Here is an 18,001-nt window from a genome sequence, read left to right as displayed (position 1 = left end):
GGCAGCCTATTTAGGTTTCGTCCGCTTTGTTCACATACTCCACCGAGTAAATATGCGTCCTCGTTAGATCAATGACCTCTTTAATAAAATCCTCCTGCGATTCCCTGAAATCGTTTCGAATCCAGTTCAGAATCAACCCATGAAAGCCGTAGGCGGTGTACCGCTTGAAGTAGTCCATGTTCACCGGGATCTGGTTAATCGTTTCGAATATAAATCGTTCCTGATAGATTTTTACGATCGTTTGTGGGAATTCCGTATGCAATCCCGGCAAGGTATCCTCGTATTTGATCAGCTCAAAAAAATCGCGGTGCTCGTAAATGTAGGCCACGATATTAAAGGAGGGGGCATTGAGGTTAGCCGTATACACTTTGTGTCCCGGTATGTAGGGCTTGCCCACCGATTCCTCCAAGCCCTGAAGCATGGAAGCCAGCAGATCGTCGGCTAATTCGATTTTGTCCTGGTAATGGACATAGAAGGTGCTGCGGTTATAAGCAGCCTTATCCACGATGTCTTTCACCGTTACAGCATGATAACCCTTCTCTTTTACAAGTTGAATAAAGGCGGATTTCAGATGTTCTTTCGTCCGATTTCTTCGTGCCGATGTCACGATTTGTTCATGATTCACGGAAAGAGCGCCCCCCCAAAAAGACAGTTTGGTTCCAAGTGTTGACTAGATCGACACTTCATCACAGGTTAATGATTGTTAAATGTGAACAGAATAGTACAATTGAATTGTAAGCAAAATAGTACTAAATTTAATATCTTAATTTAATTGTAATCAATATAGTACTATTTTAATCCATTATACGGGGGTATCCAAGATGGGAAAATTACAAAACAAGGTTGCTGTAATTACCGGTGGTGCATCCGGCATCGGTGCGGCGACCGCGCGTCTTTTCGTTGAAGAAGGAGCCAAAGTGGTGCTTGTCGATCTCAATGAGGACAAGGGCAAGGCGTTTGAAGCCGAATTGAAGGCGCTTCATCACGAGGCGTTGTTCGTTAAAGCGAATATTACCAGCGAGGAAGAAGTAGCCAATATCTTTAAGCAAGCGACCGAAGCTTTTGGCAAAGTGGATGTTGTATTTAACAACGCTGGCATCGGGCGCGTTCATTCTTCGCATGATCTAGAGTACTCCGAGTGGCGAAACACCGTAAACGTGGACTTGGACGGCGTATTCCTGGTCGCCCGGGAAGCTATCCGTGAAATGTTAAAAGCAGGCGGAGGCACGATCGTTAATACCGCATCCATGTACGGTTGGGTCGGCTCGCCCGGTTCCGCGGCTTATAACGCCGCTAAAGGAGGAGTCATTAACTTGACCCGTTCCCTGGCACTGGAGTATGCCGAGCACAATATTCGGATCAATGCGCTGTGCCCCGGCTTTATCGACACACCGATCATTCCGGAGGAGAGCAAGCAAGCGCTGGCAGCGGCCACCCCGATGAAGCGTTTGGGACAAGCCGATGAAATGGCAAAGGCTGTTCTGTTCATGGCTTCGGATGACTCCTCGTTCATGACGGGGAATACCTTGACGGTTGACGGTGGATATACAGCCCAATAATGGGTGAACTTAGACATACAGAGAATCATGACATCTTACTAGGAGGCATACACCATGAACAAATTTGATGGAAAAGTGATTGTGATTACTGGCGCAGCAGGCGGGATCGGAACGGCAGCCGCCAAAAAACTGGCGGAACAGGGGGCCAAGCTTGCGCTGGTCGATTTGAACCTAGAAGCCGTCCAACAAGTGATTTCCGATTTGGGTCTGGACGATTCCAGAGCAATTGCGCTGCAGGCCAATGTCGCCAAAGAAGAGGAAGTCAAAGCGTATGTGGATGCAACGGTCGAGAAGTTTGGTAAAATCGACGGCTTTTTCAATAATGCGGGGATCGAAGGGATCACTGCCAATGTAGAGGACTATCCGACCGAAACCTTTGAAATGGTCTTCAATGTCAACGTCAAGGGTGCTTTCCTTGGACTGAAATACGTGGTTCCTGTCATGAAAAAGCAAGGTTACGGCAGCATCGTGAATACCTCCTCCGGCGCAGGCCTTATCGGTTCGCCCGGATTTGTCGGATACAATAGCTCCAAGCATGCCGTGATCGGCATGACGAAGGTGGTTGCATTAGAAGCTGCTCCGTTCGGCGTGAGAGTGAATGCCGTAGCGCCTGGAGTAATCAATACCCGCATGATGCGCCAAATCGAGAAAAATACGGTGCCTGAGGATGCCGAAGGTGCAAGAAAAGCATTCGGCGCCGCCGTTCCGCTCGGACGATACGGGGAAGCGGAAGAGGTAGCCAACGTAGCTGTTTTCTTGCTGTCCGATGATGCGTCCTATGTAACGCAATCCATTTATACCGTGGATGGCGGCCAAATCAACCAATAAGTTTACAGCACCAGACAGCCAAGATTTTAATAAAAATAAACAAACGAACCTATAAAAACGTTATAAATTGAGTTATACTGAGGTAAGAATAAGTAAGGAGCCGTGCTGGAACACGACTCCTAAGCACAATAACTGCATAAAGAGCAGTCGGCCGCTAAGTGGTGGTCGAAATAGACCGTTACCTTAGGCAGGGCGGTCTATTTCTTTTTCATGTAGGTAAGAAGCGCCAAAATGAACATACCGAACATGAACATTAAGGAAAGTGCGTCTTTGACCTCCATGGGCTTCACCTCCCTTCCGGGAGACTAGCCGACCGCCCTTTTAGCCGTATATTGTACTAGGGAAATTATAGCATAACGAAGAATAATAAAAACGAATAAATAATATCAGAGAGTAAGGCATAACAGAATAATCAGACAACAATTGACCCGGCCTAAGATAAGAGTTATCTAAGACCGGGTCACTTCGTAGACGAGGGAACGTTATGTGAAATGATCCCACTACAACTAAAGCGAAGGTGTGACTTTTTTGCAGAATGGAAGGATCCGAAAACTGTTGTGCACGGCAAATTGGAATTAGAAAGGGGATATGAAATGACGGAGATTAGCCAAGTCCATATGGAAGATCTGTGGTCGGTTCGAAGAGAACGCTTAGGCAATCGATGGTTAATCGGCGTTCAGAATGAGCTTCCGCAATCCTATAAGGACGAACAGCGCTTGTTTGCAACCCTTAGATCCAGAAGAGACGAAATACAGCATCAAACTGCCGATCCGAATACGTACATGGTAATCCATGATGACGGATCGAAGATGACGGTAGCCTTGATAGTAAGTCGTATCGGGGAGATCCCGGAGGGCATGGTATCCTTGAATCTTCCGGAAGAGGAATACGAGGTTTTCCGGTTCGAGGAGAAACATATTTGTTCATTCTGGCAGTATTTCTGCGAAACCGATCATCGGAGCAAATATGGCGTCAATGCTGCCAAGGCAAGATTTGAAACCTTTAACGACACCTTGCAGCCGAATGGCGTAACGGAAATTTATTATCCGAAGGAATAGGAAGGATGCCCGAACATGTATCATAGATGACAGAAGCCGTAAAGGGAGGAAGGAATATGCGAGCGACTGAAGATATCATGCAGGTATGGAGGAAGTTCAACGATTTTCCGATGGAAACCTTAACGAAAGCCTGGCACAGCTTAATAGACCCGGAATGCAAACAACGAACAACGGATGTCATGAAAGAGCATCGCGCATTATATGGAACGTCGGGCAATTGTTTTGATTTGGCGATTTGGTTAATCGATGAATTCAGACAGAACAAACGCCCCTGTTATGGAGTGCTGACGGAGCATTTGCATGTCGCCGTGGTCGCCGTCAACGAAGAGGGCAATAAATATTTCTGCGATCTTGGAGATCAATGGATTGAGCCCATTTTGTTGGAACCGGGTCATGAAGCGTATACGGAAGAATTTGTCGACGGTTTCTTTCCAGGTTCACGCATTAAACTGAACACCAGAGCGAATCGTCTCTTGGTAACCTACGGAAGACCAAACGGAAAGGAAAGCAGCCAAGCATTCGACTTGACGCCTGTATCCGATGAGGCATTGATCATCGCCGGGCAAAAAACGCAGCGCCTGTTCAGCGATCCGCTTGTAGAAAAGAGGATTTTTACGGATCAGGAGGTTCTCCATTGGGAATTCGATCATTACGAAAGCTACCTAAGTTCCAAGGAAGGCAGAATAGCGGAGCCTCAGCTGAAGGATATCGGGGAATGGGCAGAACGAATACATACGATGAGCGGGATCCATGAAGAAGTTGTCATAAGGGCATTGGAAGTCTACTCGAAGAAGTCTTCGCATCCTTAACGCTGGACTTTTAACACCTTAAGTCTGGGGAGAACGTTACATCCAAAAGGAAAAAACAGCTATTGCCGTGCGGCTCTAGGGGATTTTCCCTGGCTAGGGCTTGCCGGCAATAGTCCGTTTCGTTTTCCTTATGGATTTCAATTTCTGTGATAAGGCTGGCTTCAAAGGAAGCTTCATGATTAAATGTTGGTTTCCCTATGCCTTAACAGACCATCGCCAACCCGCTGACGGCTACCAAGACAATGCTGTTCCTCCGTTCAAATGCTACATGTCTCTTAAGCTACATCGGTTCGATCCACTTTGTTAAAAGCAAGATAGCCAAGGATCAGGCCAAGCAGGCAGAGAACAATCGGGATGGCGATGAATTGGAACAAGCTGGACGAGCTTCCCCCGTCGGACACCGATGCGTTAATCAAGAATCCAATAATGACAGCCGAAGTAATCGTGGAAGGCGCCGATTTCTTTCTCATGCCGAACGATAACGGAATGAGGCTGATGCCGGCCATCATAAAGGCGTTTAGCACCGTGGCCGGAACAGCGGCCATCATGGCAGCGACAGGAATAGGCGCGTCAAATAAACCGATCATCGGATTCAAGAGGTACGTTAACAGATGGATCAGGAACGTTGTTATGATGATGCTGAAAAAACAGAATCCAAACACAATCGATAACTTGGCTTGAATAATTTTTTTTCGCTGCAGCGGGTAAGTGAACAACACTTGGATCATGCTGCTCTTGTATTCGTCAATCACTAAACGGGACAGAATAACGCTTGAGAAAATGATATAGGTGATTCGAATCAAAACACCTGATAACGATATGAAATCTGCATAACTCATGGGCTCGTTTTCCCCTTTGGAACCCAGCGCCATCAGCGTAACGGCAGCGAAAATAGCCACAATGCAAATGGCTAATCCCTTGAAATATCCGGACAGGTTATTCTTCTGCCATTCCAGCTGTATCAATTTAAGCATAGCGTTTGCCTCCATGAACGAGATTGATGAAATACGCCTCCAACGACCCGGCATGCTGTCCCCGGATGTCCGCCATCTTTACTTCGTTTAATAATTGCCCCTGATGAATAATGCCGATCGTATCGGCAACCGATTCGATTTCCGACACGATATGGCTCGATATGAGAATGGTGGTTCCGTAGTTCTTCTTGAATAGCAGTAAGAGCTCCCGAATATCCTTAATTCCGATCGGATCCAGTCCGTTGATCGGTTCATCCAGAATGAGGATGTCCGGTTTCGTCACAATGGCCCGCGCAATTCCTAATCGCTGCTTCATACCGAGCGAGAATTCATGGATTTTCTTCTTCCCGACTCCGTGAAGGCCTACGATCTCCAGCGCTTCCTTAATCGCAGACTTATTGTGATATCCGACGTATCTGCAATGAAGATCCAAGTTGGCTTCGGCCGTAAGCCGGTCATAAAACACGGGATACTCAATGATGCTGCCGATTCTTTTCAAGAATTGAAAGGATGTGGGGAGAACCGGTTGATCGAATACTCGGATTTCACCGGAAGACGGTTTGACCAGGTTTAAGATCATTTTCATAATGGTGGTTTTCCCGGCACCGTTCGGACCCAAAAACCCGTAAATTTCCCCTCTTCGGACGTTCATATTGACGTTCGTAATGGTTTCTGTACCTTTGTATACCTTGCTTACTTGATGGATTTGAATCATGGTTTCCACTCTGATTTCCTCCCGCTCTCTGATTGATGTGCTACATTTAGCTTAAGGAACGAAAGTAAAAATAAAGTAAACGGAGCGGAAAAAACTCGTAACATTTGACATCGCGTAAACTCGTAAAGGATGAAATAAGGTAAGATAGAAATACATGTTCTGGATTAGATTGAAACGAGGGAAGAATAGCAAATGGAATCTGCAACCATATTGGCCGTCGATGACGAGATTGGTATTTTGAAGTTATTGGAGATTACGCTCCGAAAAGAAAACTTTACGCATATTGACACGGTCTCATCCGGAAAAGGCGCACTGCTGCGCGTCAAAGAAAAATCATATGACATAATCCTGCTTGATATTATGCTCCCGGATCTAAGCGGCTTTGAACTCTGCACGGAGATCCGGAAACATACGAATGCGCCGATCATTTTCATCAGCGCGCGCTCTACCGACTTCGATAAGTTAACGGGGTTAGGCATCGGCGGGGACGATTATATAACAAAGCCCTTTAATCCATTGGAGGTCATTGCCCGAATCAAGGCGATTCTTCGTAGGCAAAAGATTATGGAGAACGCACTTCAACAAAACACGGCATACGATTACGGGTACCTCTCATTTCATCCGGAATCGGCAACGTTAATCGTGAAGGGCCATGATGAACTCGATCATTCATAATCCGGAGTTTACGGAGATTTTCGTCCGGATCACGGACGCAGGAGAGTTTGCCGCTATCCGCATTACGGACAATGGCATAGGCATGCCGGCCGATACGGTAGCACATCTGTTCCAGCAATATTATCGCGGGACCACGACGGATGCTGCCTCTGAGGGCACCGGACTGGGAATGGCGATCGTTTACAAGCTGATTCAAGCTCATGACGGCACCATCACAGTGGAGAGCAAGCCTTCGCAAGGGACAACGTTTACGATTCGATTGCCGAAAGAAGGAGGGAGATATGGATGAAGAAACTACCGACGATCCAATTAGAAAGGTTGATTTTACGGCCGTTCAGTTTAGAAGATGCAAGAGTTGTACAGGAACTGGCAGGCGATAAGTATATTGCAGAAACAACGCTATATATTCCGCACCCGTACGAAGATGGGATGGCAGAACAATGGATAGAGTCCCATTTTGCTAACTTCAATGAAGATCGATCCCTTGAGCTAGCTATTGTACATAAAGAAGAAAATTACGTAATTGGCGCAATCAGTATAGGCTGCAATCGAAATTTTGATCACGGTGAGCTTGGATATTGGATAGGGAGAAAATACAAGAATCATGGCTATTGTACGGAAGCGGCAAAAGGAATCGTACAATATGCGTTTGAAGAAATGCGATTAAACCGCATTTTTGCACGTCATCTGGGGAACAATCCTGCATCAGGCAAAGTCATGCAAAAGCTAGGAATGAAGCATGAAGGACTGTTAAGACAACATGTAAAAAAATGGGGTGAATATGAAGACCTTGCGCATTATGGTCTGTTGAGGGAAGAGTATGTATCAGAGAACAGCTAAGGACTCTGGTTGAAATCAAAAACTGGATCGCGGGTACATCCGAAAAACAAACGATTTAACGGTGGTTTTTGTCTTTTACCATTCTATGACTCTGGTAATATACTATATCATTCCCAGCTAAGGAGTGATATAGATGGCAAATCGTGATGTGCGTCTTGCGCTGTGGTCAGGTACTAATTTTTCCGTTCGTCGGATTCTCTTCAGACGAGGAGGCGTTGCGGTTCGTGACCTCGGAGCATTTCGGTTTAACAACGTTCTTTCGAGTTTTCGGCTCCGGAATGTGGTGCAGCGTTCTGAAGTAACGCTTGTGTTGTTCTCGGGAATCAACTTTCAGGGGTCGTTCCGTGTGTTCAGAGGAAGCCAAAACGTAGCGAACCTGGAAAACTTTAATTTCAACAACGTGACATCTTCGTTCATTGTGGTAGGTCGCAACCTTACGGACGCAGAAATTACCCAAATTCAAAGCACTGCCAGACCGCCTCAAGACATCCTCGTCATAAGACAGTAAGATAAGCAATTTTGCAAAAAAAAGCAGAGCACAAATAAAAAACGGCTCATCCCTTAATAGGGGATGGGTCGCTTTTTATTTTTTCAGATAACAACGGCCTTGACAACGGAAAGCGGCATGATATGATATTACAGACAGACAGTCGGTCTAGGAAAGGAGGGGGAAGCATGCGAATCGTAAAAAAAGCGGAGGAACGCAAGAATGAAATCCTTGACGCAGCGGATACGCTATTCGGTCAGAAGGGCTTTGACGGCACAAGTACCAACGATATTCTCGAAAAGGTCGGCATTGCGCGCGGAACTTTGTATCATCACTTCAAGTCGAAGGAGGACATCATGGATGCGCTGATTGACCGCTATACCGTCCGATTGTTGGATCGGGCACAGGCCATTGCCTTGGACAAGAGCATACCGGTAATCGAGCGCATCATCCGCGTTGTGATGTCGCTGAACATAAGCGGCGATGGAGAGAGCAGCAAGGAAATCATGGAGCATATTCACAAGCCTCAGAATGCGCTCATGCATCAAAAGATACATAAGGTCATTATTAACGGTGTTCCGCCGATCCTGACGGACATCATTCGCGAAGGCATCGAGCAGGGGCTGTTCAGCACGCCGTTCCCGTATGAATGCATGGAAATGGTAGTGATCTATGCGAATACCGTTTTTGATGAAGATCTGGTAACGATGACGGACGAGGAGCGAGGGCAGCGAGTTCTGGCCTTTGTTTGCAACGTCGAGAGGCTGCTCGGCGCAGAAAGCGGAAGCCTGATGGAGGTTATGGGGATGTTTGGTGGAGGAGATGAAAGCGGACAAGCATGAATCAGCGCAGGAAAGCTCATCAGCAGGGGCGACGGCAGAGAAGCAGTCCTTTCTCCTCTTCATCTTAGGAAGGCTGTTATGGTAGACATCGGTTAAAATGCTTGAACACAGGGGGACCTTATGTATTTCAGAATCATCCGAAGGGATATATCCAAAAGCAAATGGATCACGTTGATGACCATGATCTTCGTTGCGGCAGCAGCGATGCTGGTTTCGCTCGCGGCCGTGCTCATTTTAAATTTATCCGGAGCGGTACATACACTCATGACGCAAGCCAAAACCCCGCATTTTATGCAAATGCATTCGGGTGACATCGATACTGCGCGGCTTGCAGCCTTTGCCAAGCAGCAAGGCAATGTCGAAGATTTTCAAGTGACAGAATTTCTCAACATGGACGGTGCGCGGATTCGGTTAGGGGAGCATTCGCTTGCCCATAGCGTTCAGGATAACGGATTCAGCATACAGAGCAAGAAATTCGATTATCTGCTTGATTTGGACGGGAACATCATTCACGCAGACGACGGCGAGTTATATGTTCCCATAAATTATATGAGAGACAATATGGCAAGGGTCGGGGATGTTGCGGTGATCAGCGGGAAGGCATTTACCGTTGCCGGATTCCTCCGCGATTCGCAGATGAATTCCACGCTCTCCGCCTCCAAGCGTTTTCTGGTCAGTGACAAGGATTACGCGGAGATCAAAAACTCGGGCAGTACGGAATATTTGATTGAGTTCAGACTAAGGGATTTGTCGGAGCTAGGCACATTTGAAGCAGACTATGCTTCCGCGGGTCTTGAAGCGAACGGACCTACGGTTACCTATAAGCTGTTCCAAATGATGAACGCCCTTTCCGACGGGATGATGATCGGCGTTATCCTTCTCGTTAGCATTCTTGTCGTAGCGATATCTCTGATGTGCATACGCTTTACCCTCTTAGCCAAAATCGAAGACGATTACCGTGAAATCGGCGTCATGAAGGCGATAGGGCTGCGTGTTTCCGATATGAAAAAGATCTATCTCGCGAAATATGCTGCGATTACCGCGGCAGGCAGTATTCTCGGCTTTGCGCTTTCGGTGCCTTTCAAAGGATTGCTTCTTGAGAACATACGTCTCTACATGGGAGAAAGCAGCCATTCTTCTTATGCCTTGCCGTTCGGGCTCATCGGCATACTGCTTGTCTTTCTGACGATCATCGCCTATGTAAGCAGAGTTCTGAATCGCTTTCGGACCATATCGGCTTCAGAAGCGATACGCTTTGGCACTTCACCCGAGAAAAACACGGGCGCCGGAAGCTTTAATCTGAGCGGAAACAGGCTGTTTAGCACCAATGTTTTTCTCGGGATCAAAGACGTTCTCGCCAGGAAAAGACTTTACGCTACAAGCCTGACGGTAATCGTGATCTCGGCATTTATCATGATCGTACCGCAGAACCTGCACAACACGATCTCGTCCAAAAGCTTTATTCAATATATGGGCATCGGAAGCTACGACATGCGGGTTGACATTCAGCAGACCGAGCAAATGTCGGAAAAAACAGCCGAGATTCTACATACGATGAACAACGACCCTGCCATTACAAAGACAGCCGTCCTTACAACCAAAACATTCAAAATCAAAACGGGAGACGGGACGGAGGAAAATATCAAAATCGAGCTTGGGGACCATACAGTGTTCCCTATAGCATATGCCAAGGGCAAAGCACCCGCAGAAGACGAAATTGCGCTTTCGGCGATAAACGCCGATGAGTTGGGCAAAAAGATCGGCGATATCATCACGGTGGTGATTGAGGGGAAGGCGAAAGCCCTCACGGTAAGCGGAATCTACTCCGACATTACCAACGGCGGCAAAACCGCAAAGGCTGTATTCACCGACGATACGGCGGACACGATGTGGAGCATCGTCTGCGCTGAGCTATCCGATCAAACGCTTGTCCATGAGAAGGTCTCCGCCTATGCGGAGAGGTTCGATTATGCAAAGATCTCGGACATTGACGACTTTGTATCGCAAACGTTCGGCTCGACCATTAGCTCCGTCAAAACGGCCTCCAACGCTGCCGTTACGGTTGCGCTGATGATAGCGGTTCTCGTTACCTTGCTGTTTATGAAAATGCTGGTTGCCAAGGACCGGCATGCGATTGCCGTCATGAAAGCCTTTGGCTTTACGAACTCGGATATGAAGGTGCAGTATGTCTCGCGTTCGGTATTTGTCCTGATTGTCGGCATCATGGTTGGAACGCTTCTGGCCAACACGGTCGGTGAGATGCTTGCAGGTGCCGCAATTTCCTCGTTTGGAGCGTCGACATTTCATTTTGCGATCGATCCGCTTTCGGCGTATCTGTTCAGCCCCATGTTGATGATCGGCGCGGTGCTGATCGCAACCGTGATCGGCGTTTCTGGCGCTGGACGAATCAAAATATCCGAACATATGAAGGAGTAACCTATGAAGAAGTTGATTATCTGCGATGATATCGTAAAATCTTTCGGCGAAGGTGATGACCAGCGCCGTGTTCTGGATGGCGTGTCCGCCTACATTCACGAGGGCGAGTTCGTTTCGGTTATGGGGCCGTCGGGTTCGGGAAAATCAACGTTCATGTTTGCATTGAGCGGGACGGATGGCGTGAATGGCGGAACGGTCTTTTTTGACAGCAAGGATTTATCGGCAGCCTCGGAGAATGAGCTTTCAGATATACGGAGGACCCATATGGGTTTTGTCTTCCAGCAGCCAACGATGCTGAAAAACCTCAATATCCTCGATAATATCATTCTTCCATCCATGCGGGACCAACGAAAAAACGTTGCATCCATAACAAAAAAAGCAAGAACTCTTATGAACAGGGTGGGAATCGCAGAGCTGGAAAAGCGAGACATCACTCAGGTTTCGGGAGGACAGCTTCAGCGTGCGGGAATCTGCCGGGCGCTGATGAACAGCCCGAGAATCATTTTTGGCGATGAGCCTACGGGCGCGCTCAACTCCAAATCCGCGCAGGAAATCATGGACATTTTCTCTGAAATCAACGCGGAAGGCACGGCGGTCATGCTTGTAACACATGACGCTAACGTGGCGGCCCGGACGGAGCGCATTATGTTTATGCGCGACGGGAACATGGTCAGTGAACTCAAGCTTCCCAAGTACGACGGAACGGATATGGATCGCAGGGTTGAGAATGTGAGGGCGAAAATGCTGGAGATCGGAATATAATGTATAATGATGGAAAAACAAAAAATGCTTCAAACGAATTCTTCACTTGATCAGTCATTGAAATGATAGATAAAACATGGAAATGGCGGTGTTAATCGATGTTCGAACAGTCAAAGCATTTGGTTGCTGTTTCAGCTTTAGTGAAGAATAGAGACGGACATGTGCTGATGGTTCGGACGCATTTGCGTTCGGATACGTGGGAACTGCCCGGAGGCTTCGTTGATGCCGGGGAGCCGCCAGATCAAGCGGTGTGCCGGGAGTTTCTGGAGGAGACGGGCGTGGTTATACGCCCTTTAGGCATTTCAGGAGTCTACTACAATGAGAGGCTGCACGTGTTGTCCGTCGTTTTTCATGCGGAATACGTCAGCGGAGAAATAACCATTCAACCAGAAGAAATTGTGGAAGCGAAATTCGTAGACTTGGTAGATTCCAACCTGGATGAATACATAAAAAGGCCCCACATTCAATCGCGCACGCTGGACGCCATCCGTGCAGAACGTTCGGTCCCTTATGAGACTTGGGATTTGAACCCGCCTCAGTATAAGCTGCTGTCCAGATTGGACGGAAAACCGCTGAATGCCATAACGGCATTTTTACTCACGGGGAAGCCGAGGATGGGCAAAACGACCCTGATCAAGAAACTCATACATCTCGTCGGCCCTGATCTTTGCGGCGGTTTTTATACGGAGGAAATAACGAATGCAGGCGATCGAATCGGTTTCAGATGCGTGGCTGTCGATGGAGAAAGCGTAGAGATTGCAAATGTGGAAAGTCCCAGCCATGTTCGAGTTGGCAGGTACGGCGTAGATGTTGAGAAATTCGAGGATTTTGCTATTCATAAATTACGGGAAGCCTTGTCCTCCAAGAAAATCATCGTCATTGACGAAATGGGATTTATGCAGATGCTGTCTGCCTCTTTCCAAAGCATGGTACATGAGATTATTAGTGATCGCCGGATTGTTCTAGGAACGATACCCGTCGAGAGTCACCCTGAAATAGATATAATTAAATATCGGAAGGAAGTCGGCATCATCAGCTTAAACGAATTCAATCGTGATAGGATGCCGGAATTATTGATAAAGGATATTTTGAAGGCATTGGAGGGGGGAAGGACATGCGGATAGAAGATATCTTCTCGGATCTGCCAACTTTAGAAACAGGCCGAACGATTTTAAGAAAATTAAGAAGCGAGGACGAGCCAGATATCTTTCGTTACGGATCAGATGATGAGGTATCGAGATATACCTCCTGGCCGACGCATCAAACGATGGAAGATACCCGCCATTATCTAAACAAGGTGCTGCAAAAATACGACCATCATGACGTGGCCCCGTGGGGGATCGTGGACAAAGAAACCGGAAGGGTCATCGGAACTTCAGGATTTATGGCTTGGAACGTTCATCATGACAAAGCAGAACTGGGATATGCCTTGTCCAAGGAATATTGGAATCGTGGTTACATGACCGAAGTGATCAGGACCATCATCTCTTATGGATTTGAACGAATGAAGCTGGTTAGAATCGAAGCCAGCTGTCTGCCGTCAAACCTAGGATCAGCCAGAGTGATGGAAAAGACCGGCATGACTTTTGAGGGAATCATAAGACAGTCGATATTCGTGAAAGGCAAACATGAAGATCTGAAATTATATTCCATTGTCGTGGATGACTACCGGAATCAGAACAAGACCCGTTAACGGGGCTTGGCCGGATAACGGCCATCGCAAAAATCCCTTCGTGCATGCACGTAGGGATTTTTACATGAATGGTCGACAGCCTGGAACGATTACTTCGCGGATATCTCGGCATACATGTTCCGGTACACGGCCGGGGTGAGGTTCTCGAACTTTTTGAACGTTTTGATGAAATAGCCTGTGTCGCAAAATCCTAGATCATCGCTCACTTGATGGATCGGCGAATCGGTGGATTCCAGCAGCCGCTTGGCCCATTCAATCTTAAGCCGGGCGATGAAGACGGAGAAATTCTCCCCGGTCTCTTTCGTAAATATACGGCTGAAATAGCTGGGGCTGATGTGGCACAGCTTGGCCATCTCCTTCAGGCTGAAATTTTCATGCTTGTGCGTAAAAATGTAATCAAACGCGGGCTGAAGCACCGGATTCGAAGAAGCAAACCGCCCGGCGCCATTCTTCAATTTGGTGTCGATCAGCGCCCCTGACAGCTCCTGCTGGATGGATTGAATGCTGCGGACCGCGCGATCGGACTCCCTCAGCGTTTCAACCGACACTGGCGCGTCCATGTTAGACGTGAGCACTTTTTTGTACATATCCACCGTGGTATGCTTTTGAATGGCTTCCTCCACGATATACGTGCTCAATTGCAGCAGCAGATCCACGCACCTCGTTACTTCCTCGTATGACAGGACTGGCAGGGCGTTGTAATCCCCTTCGAGTTCCTTGAACTTCCGGTTTGACTCCGCATTGGGCGGCCGGGACACGATCTGCTCCAGCATCGGCGCTTCAGGCTCCCGGAGCTTGAGCTGTCCGGCCATGATCGCACCAAGATATTGGTTATCAATGATGATCGGAATGGCGATATCGATAATGTTAAAATGGCACAGATAGATGTATGGCTTGTTCTGGCGAACCGCTTCAATGCCGGCTCGCGCATCGCATTTTTGGCAATACTGCGAGAGATGGCCATCCTGGCGCACGCCTTGGCAGAAAGGCTGGCAGTAGCTGTGCTTGGTCACGGGAACGCCCTTGTAATCGACCGTAAGGATCGCCATTTTGGTCACGAGCGATAAGGAATCCTGCAGCTTCTCCCATTTCTCCAAATCGATGATTTCTTCTAAATCGAACCGGGATTTGGACATGACGATATTCTCCTATGAACGTAATAGAAATTCTATTCATCATTATAGCGAATAACTCTACTAAAGGACAAGATAATACAATTTGCCATCTAGATGACAAAAAAACACGATAAGAAAACGCTTTATTCCGATCTCATTGTTTCATGCTTCCCGAATGAGCACAACCTATAATAATACATATAGTCAATCTAGGAGGAATGAAAAATGAGAAGGGCATTTATCAGTCCGACAAAATATGTGCAAGGTGAGAACGAACTGTTGAATCTGGGGTATTTCGTTAAAACATTCGGAGATTCCGCGCTGCTGATCGCCCATCCGGATGACGTTGCCCGCGTGAAAGACAAGCTGGACGCAACGAAACAGACATTTAATATAACGCTCGTTGAAAGCGGATTCCGTGGAGAATGCTCCCAGGAGGAGGTTGCCAGATTGCAGGCTTTGGCCAAGGAGCATCAATGTGCCTGCACGATCGGCCTCGGCGGAGGCAAAGCGATTGATACGGCAAAATGCGTAGCCGAAGGCGAGGCACTGATTATCGTTCCGACGATTGCGGCAACGGATGCACCGACAAGCCATTCGGCGGTTCTCTATACCCCCGAAGGCGAATTCGACGATTACGCTTATTTTAAGCAAAGCCCAAGCGTCGTCATGATCGATACAACGGTTATTGCCAAAGCGCCGACTAGATTCCTTGTTGCTGGAATGGGGGACGCGCTCTCTACCTATTTCGAAGCAAGAGCGACGGCTCAATCGTACTCCAATGTCAATGCCGGTTTGCCGTGCGGCGTTCGCGAAGGCGTATGCGGCGAGGCGAAGGGAACGATCACCGCGTTGGGACTTGCCAAGCTATGCTATGACACCCTGCTCGAGAACGGATATCGAGCGAAACTGGCCTGCGATCAGAACATCGTGACGCCTGCGCTGGAGAATATCATCGAGACGAATATTCTGTTATCGGGTTTGGGCTTCGAGAGCGGCGGATTGGCAGCGATTCATGCGATTCACAATGGCTTGACGGCTTTGGAAGGAACGCACCATTATTATCACGGCGAGAAGGTAGCCTTCAGCACGATTGCCCAATTGGTGCTTGAGAATGCGGAACAGGATGAAATGAAGGAAGTGCTGGATTTCTGTCTGTCGATCGGTCTTCCCGTATGCCTGGCGGACATCGGCGTAGAGCATGTCACTTACGAGGAATTGCTTGAGGTTGCCAAGAAGGCATGCATTGCCGAGGAATCCATTCATTCGATGCCGTTCCCGATTACGGAGGAAGCGGTAGCATCGGCCATTATGGCGGCTGACCAGTTGGGCCGTCAATATAAATCAAGCAAGGAGGTCTAAGATGAAGAAAATCATGAACAAACCGGAAACCTTGGTTCGGGAAATGTGCAATGGGCTGGTACTGGCTCATCCGGAGCTGGCGTTCGACCCTAAATACAAAGTAATTTCCAAAAAAGAGATCAATCAAGGAAAAGTCACCCTGATCAGCGGCGGTGGAAGCGGGCACGAACCGGCCCATGCCGGATTTGTGGGAACCGGGATGTTGGATGCGGCGGTGTGCGGGGACGTATTTGCTTCCCCATCCCAAATCCAGGTGTACCAATCGATCCGCAGCTCCGCCAGCGATAAGGGGACGCTGCTTATTATCAAGAACTACAGCGGCGACATCATGAACTTTAAAAATGCGGCCCATCTCGCAGGCGAAGACGGCATTGAAGTGGATTACGTCAAGGTGGACGATGACATCGCCGTGGAAGACAGCCTCTACACGGTTGGGAGAAGAGGAGTTGCCGGAACGGTGCTCGTTCATAAGGTGGCCGGAGCGGCCGCGGAAGCGGGACTGTCCCTGCCGGAAGTGAAAGAAGCGGCGCAGCATGCGATCAACCATGTCCGCAGCATCGGCTTTGCGTTTACCTCTTGCACCGTTCCCGCAAAAGGTACCCCGACGTTTCAGATCGAAGACGGCGAGATGGAATATGGCGTCGGCATTCACGGCGAACCGGGAATCCGCAGGGAGAAAGCCGTTCCAGCGGATGAGCTGGCGCAACGGATGGTTACGTCTTTGCTGGATAACCTGGAGCTGGATGATGCTTCGAATGCCGAAGTTGCCGTATTGATCAACGGGTTTGGCGGCACGCCGCTGCAGGAGCTGTATTTGCTGAACAATTCCGTGACGCGTGAATTAACGGCTCGAAACAAGCGGGTATTCAAAGGATTTGTCGGCAACTATATGACCAGCATCGATATGGCCGGTGCCTCGGTAACGATCATGAAGCTGGACGAGACGCTCAAGAAGTGGCTGTCTGCGCCATGCGATACGCCGGCACTATCGGTCAAGGGCGCATTCGAGCCCGTGAATTATACCGAGGTTATTCCGCAAGAGAAGTCAGAAGGCACGGTATCGTATAAAAACAATACGGATGCCGCGGCAGCGGTGATTAAGAACAACCGGTTATCCTTGCAAAATATCGTGTACCTGATCGATCAGATGAGCGAGGTCATCATCGAGAACGAGGTGCCGTTCTGCGAGCTCGACGCCCATGCGGGAGACGGCGATTTCGGGATGAGCGTCGCCAAGGGCTTCAAGCAGCTAAAATCGGAGTGGAACGATCTGCTTACCCATCACCTTCGCGATATCGGCGATTTCCTCGACGCCTGCTCGATGATCATTATGGAGCACTGCGGCGGGGCTTCGGGACCGATCTGGGGATCGGCGTTCCGAGCCGCAAGCAAATATGCAGGGCAGAGACAGGAGCTGTCCGTTCATGAGGTCGCGGAGATGATGCAGGCCGTGGTCAAAGGAATCCAGGATACGGGCGAAAGATCCTTCGGAAGAGGAGCCGTCGTCGGCGATAAGACGCTGATCGATGCGCTCGTGCCGTTCGCGGATGCCTGGACGCAGTGTGGAGATCAAGGCGAAGACATGAAGACGGCAGCGATCAAAGCGGCCGAAGCGGCGGTGCTCGGCGCGCAGAAGACGGCGGATATCGTTGCCCGAATGGGTAGAGCGGGCACGGTAGGGGAACGCAGCATCGGATACCCGGATGCGGGCGCGTATGCGCTCGGGGTTATTTTTACCGAGCTGGCTAAAGCGATGAAGTAATTCCGAAACAAGAAAGACAACAATAAGCTACTACTACTAACTAAAAGAATTCAGAAAAAAACCACCAACTAAAGTTGGTGGTTT

19 protein-coding genes and 1 pseudogene are annotated in these 18,001 nt (G+C 48.5%); 15 read left to right on the top strand and 5 right to left on the bottom strand.

All coding sequences use genetic code 11. The features are described 5' to 3' along the window. Positions 1 to 10: 10 nt before the first annotated feature. Positions 11 to 625, bottom strand: a complete 615-nt coding sequence (locus tag MHI43_RS22820) for a TetR/AcrR family transcriptional regulator (RefSeq protein ID WP_015736607.1) — start codon at positions 623 to 625, stop codon at positions 11 to 13. Between the two features lie 196 nt (positions 626 to 821). Here MHI43_RS22820 and MHI43_RS22815 point away from each other — a divergent pair, with 196 nt between their 5' ends. Beyond that, positions 822 to 1,559: an SDR family NAD(P)-dependent oxidoreductase gene (locus MHI43_RS22815; protein ID WP_036664246.1), complete on the top strand. Its 738-nt coding sequence runs from the start codon at positions 822 to 824 to the stop codon at positions 1,557 to 1,559. A gap of 54 nt (positions 1,560 to 1,613) precedes the next feature. Further along, positions 1,614 to 2,387, top strand: a complete 774-nt coding sequence (locus tag MHI43_RS22810) for an SDR family NAD(P)-dependent oxidoreductase (RefSeq protein WP_036664244.1) — start codon at positions 1,614 to 1,616, stop codon at positions 2,385 to 2,387. A 197-nt stretch (positions 2,388 to 2,584) separates the two neighbouring features. Here MHI43_RS22810 and MHI43_RS22805 read toward each other — a convergent pair whose 3' ends face one another. Next, positions 2,585 to 2,635, bottom strand: coding sequence for a putative holin-like toxin (locus tag MHI43_RS22805; RefSeq protein ID WP_229716897.1), 51 nt, complete (start codon positions 2,633 to 2,635; stop codon positions 2,585 to 2,587). Between the two features lie 345 nt (positions 2,636 to 2,980). On the opposite strand from MHI43_RS22805, the gene MHI43_RS22800 reads away from it, so the two are divergent. Beyond that, positions 2,981 to 3,445, top strand: coding sequence for a GyrI-like domain-containing protein (locus tag MHI43_RS22800; RefSeq protein WP_036664242.1), 465 nt, complete (start codon positions 2,981 to 2,983; stop codon positions 3,443 to 3,445). Positions 3,446 to 3,501: 56 nt separating this feature from the next. Continuing rightward, on the top strand, positions 3,502 to 4,254 hold the full coding sequence (locus MHI43_RS22795) for a hypothetical protein (RefSeq protein ID WP_036664240.1): 753 nt from the start codon (positions 3,502 to 3,504) through the stop codon (positions 4,252 to 4,254). Positions 4,255 to 4,529: 275 nt separating this feature from the next. On the opposite strand, the gene MHI43_RS22790 is transcribed toward MHI43_RS22795, so the two are convergent. Both MHI43_RS22790 and MHI43_RS22785 read right to left on the bottom strand, forming a co-directional pair. Then, positions 4,530 to 5,228, bottom strand: coding sequence for an ABC transporter permease (locus tag MHI43_RS22790; RefSeq protein WP_036664238.1), 699 nt, complete (start codon positions 5,226 to 5,228; stop codon positions 4,530 to 4,532). Next, positions 5,221 to 5,943, bottom strand: a complete 723-nt coding sequence (locus MHI43_RS22785; RefSeq protein WP_235201848.1) for an ATP-binding cassette domain-containing protein — start codon at positions 5,941 to 5,943, stop codon at positions 5,221 to 5,223. Before MHI43_RS22785 ends, MHI43_RS22790 begins: the two co-directional genes overlap by 8 nt. Positions 5,944 to 6,135: 192 nt before the next feature. On the opposite strand from MHI43_RS22785, the pseudogene MHI43_RS22780 reads away from it, so the two are divergent. The 9 genes and pseudogenes from MHI43_RS22780 to MHI43_RS22740 form a co-directional block, all read left to right on the top strand. Continuing rightward, a pseudogene (locus MHI43_RS22780) lies at positions 6,136 to 6,594 on the top strand (response regulator); the annotation flags it as partial. Positions 6,595 to 6,598: 4 nt separating this feature from the next. Further along, positions 6,599 to 6,907: an ATP-binding protein gene (locus tag MHI43_RS22775; RefSeq protein WP_036664234.1), complete on the top strand. Its 309-nt coding sequence runs from the start codon at positions 6,599 to 6,601 to the stop codon at positions 6,905 to 6,907. Next, positions 6,904 to 7,458: a GNAT family N-acetyltransferase gene (locus MHI43_RS22770; protein ID WP_036664232.1), complete on the top strand. Its 555-nt coding sequence runs from the start codon at positions 6,904 to 6,906 to the stop codon at positions 7,456 to 7,458. Before MHI43_RS22775 ends, MHI43_RS22770 begins: the two co-directional genes overlap by 4 nt. Before the next feature lie 133 nt (positions 7,459 to 7,591). Continuing rightward, positions 7,592 to 7,966 carry a hypothetical protein gene (locus MHI43_RS22765; RefSeq protein WP_015736597.1) on the top strand — a complete coding sequence of 125 codons (375 nt, stop codon included), beginning with the start codon at positions 7,592 to 7,594 and terminating at the stop codon, positions 7,964 to 7,966. Between the two features lie 167 nt (positions 7,967 to 8,133). Next, entirely contained in the window at positions 8,134 to 8,787 is a 654-nt protein-coding gene (locus MHI43_RS22760) for a TetR/AcrR family transcriptional regulator (protein WP_015736596.1), read from the top strand. A 120-nt stretch (positions 8,788 to 8,907) separates the two neighbouring features. Continuing rightward, positions 8,908 to 11,223: an FtsX-like permease family protein gene (locus tag MHI43_RS22755; protein WP_036664230.1), complete on the top strand. Its 2,316-nt coding sequence runs from the start codon at positions 8,908 to 8,910 to the stop codon at positions 11,221 to 11,223. 3 nt (positions 11,224 to 11,226) lie between these two features. Beyond that, complete coding sequence (locus MHI43_RS22750; protein ID WP_036664228.1) at positions 11,227 to 11,985, top strand: ABC transporter ATP-binding protein; 759 nt, start codon at positions 11,227 to 11,229, stop codon at positions 11,983 to 11,985. A gap of 140 nt (positions 11,986 to 12,125) precedes the next feature. After that, the gene (locus MHI43_RS22745; RefSeq protein WP_341283166.1) at positions 12,126 to 13,109 is read left to right on the top strand and encodes a nucleoside-triphosphatase; all 984 of its coding nucleotides are present in this window, start codon (positions 12,126 to 12,128) and stop codon (positions 13,107 to 13,109) included. Continuing rightward, the gene (locus MHI43_RS22740) at positions 13,100 to 13,678 is read left to right on the top strand and encodes a GNAT family N-acetyltransferase (protein WP_036664224.1); all 579 of its coding nucleotides are present in this window, start codon (positions 13,100 to 13,102) and stop codon (positions 13,676 to 13,678) included. The genes MHI43_RS22745 and MHI43_RS22740 overlap by 10 nt, the downstream gene beginning before the upstream one ends. A gap of 89 nt (positions 13,679 to 13,767) precedes the next feature. On the opposite strand, the gene MHI43_RS22735 is transcribed toward MHI43_RS22740, so the two are convergent. Then, on the bottom strand, positions 13,768 to 14,814 hold the full coding sequence (locus MHI43_RS22735; RefSeq protein WP_036664222.1) for a PocR ligand-binding domain-containing protein: 1,047 nt from the start codon (positions 14,812 to 14,814) through the stop codon (positions 13,768 to 13,770). 204 nt (positions 14,815 to 15,018) lie between these two features. On the opposite strand from MHI43_RS22735, the gene MHI43_RS22730 reads away from it, so the two are divergent. After that, positions 15,019 to 16,155 (top strand): glycerol dehydrogenase, encoded by a 1,137-nt coding sequence (locus tag MHI43_RS22730; RefSeq protein WP_036664220.1) that lies wholly within the window; start codon positions 15,019 to 15,021, stop codon positions 16,153 to 16,155. Position 16,156: 1 nt separating this feature from the next. Further along, the gene (gene dhaK / locus MHI43_RS22725) at positions 16,157 to 17,917 is read left to right on the top strand and encodes a dihydroxyacetone kinase subunit DhaK (protein ID WP_036664218.1); all 1,761 of its coding nucleotides are present in this window, start codon (positions 16,157 to 16,159) and stop codon (positions 17,915 to 17,917) included. Positions 17,918 to 18,001 lie beyond the last annotated feature (84 nt).

This window comes from Paenibacillus sp. FSL H8-0457, assembly GCF_038051935.1.
GTDB classification, from domain to species: Bacteria; Bacillota; Bacilli; order Paenibacillales; family Paenibacillaceae; genus Paenibacillus_AQ; species Paenibacillus_AQ lautus_A.
Note: the sequence above shows the minus strand (reverse complement) of the source record. Positions and strands in the feature narration are given on the sequence as shown.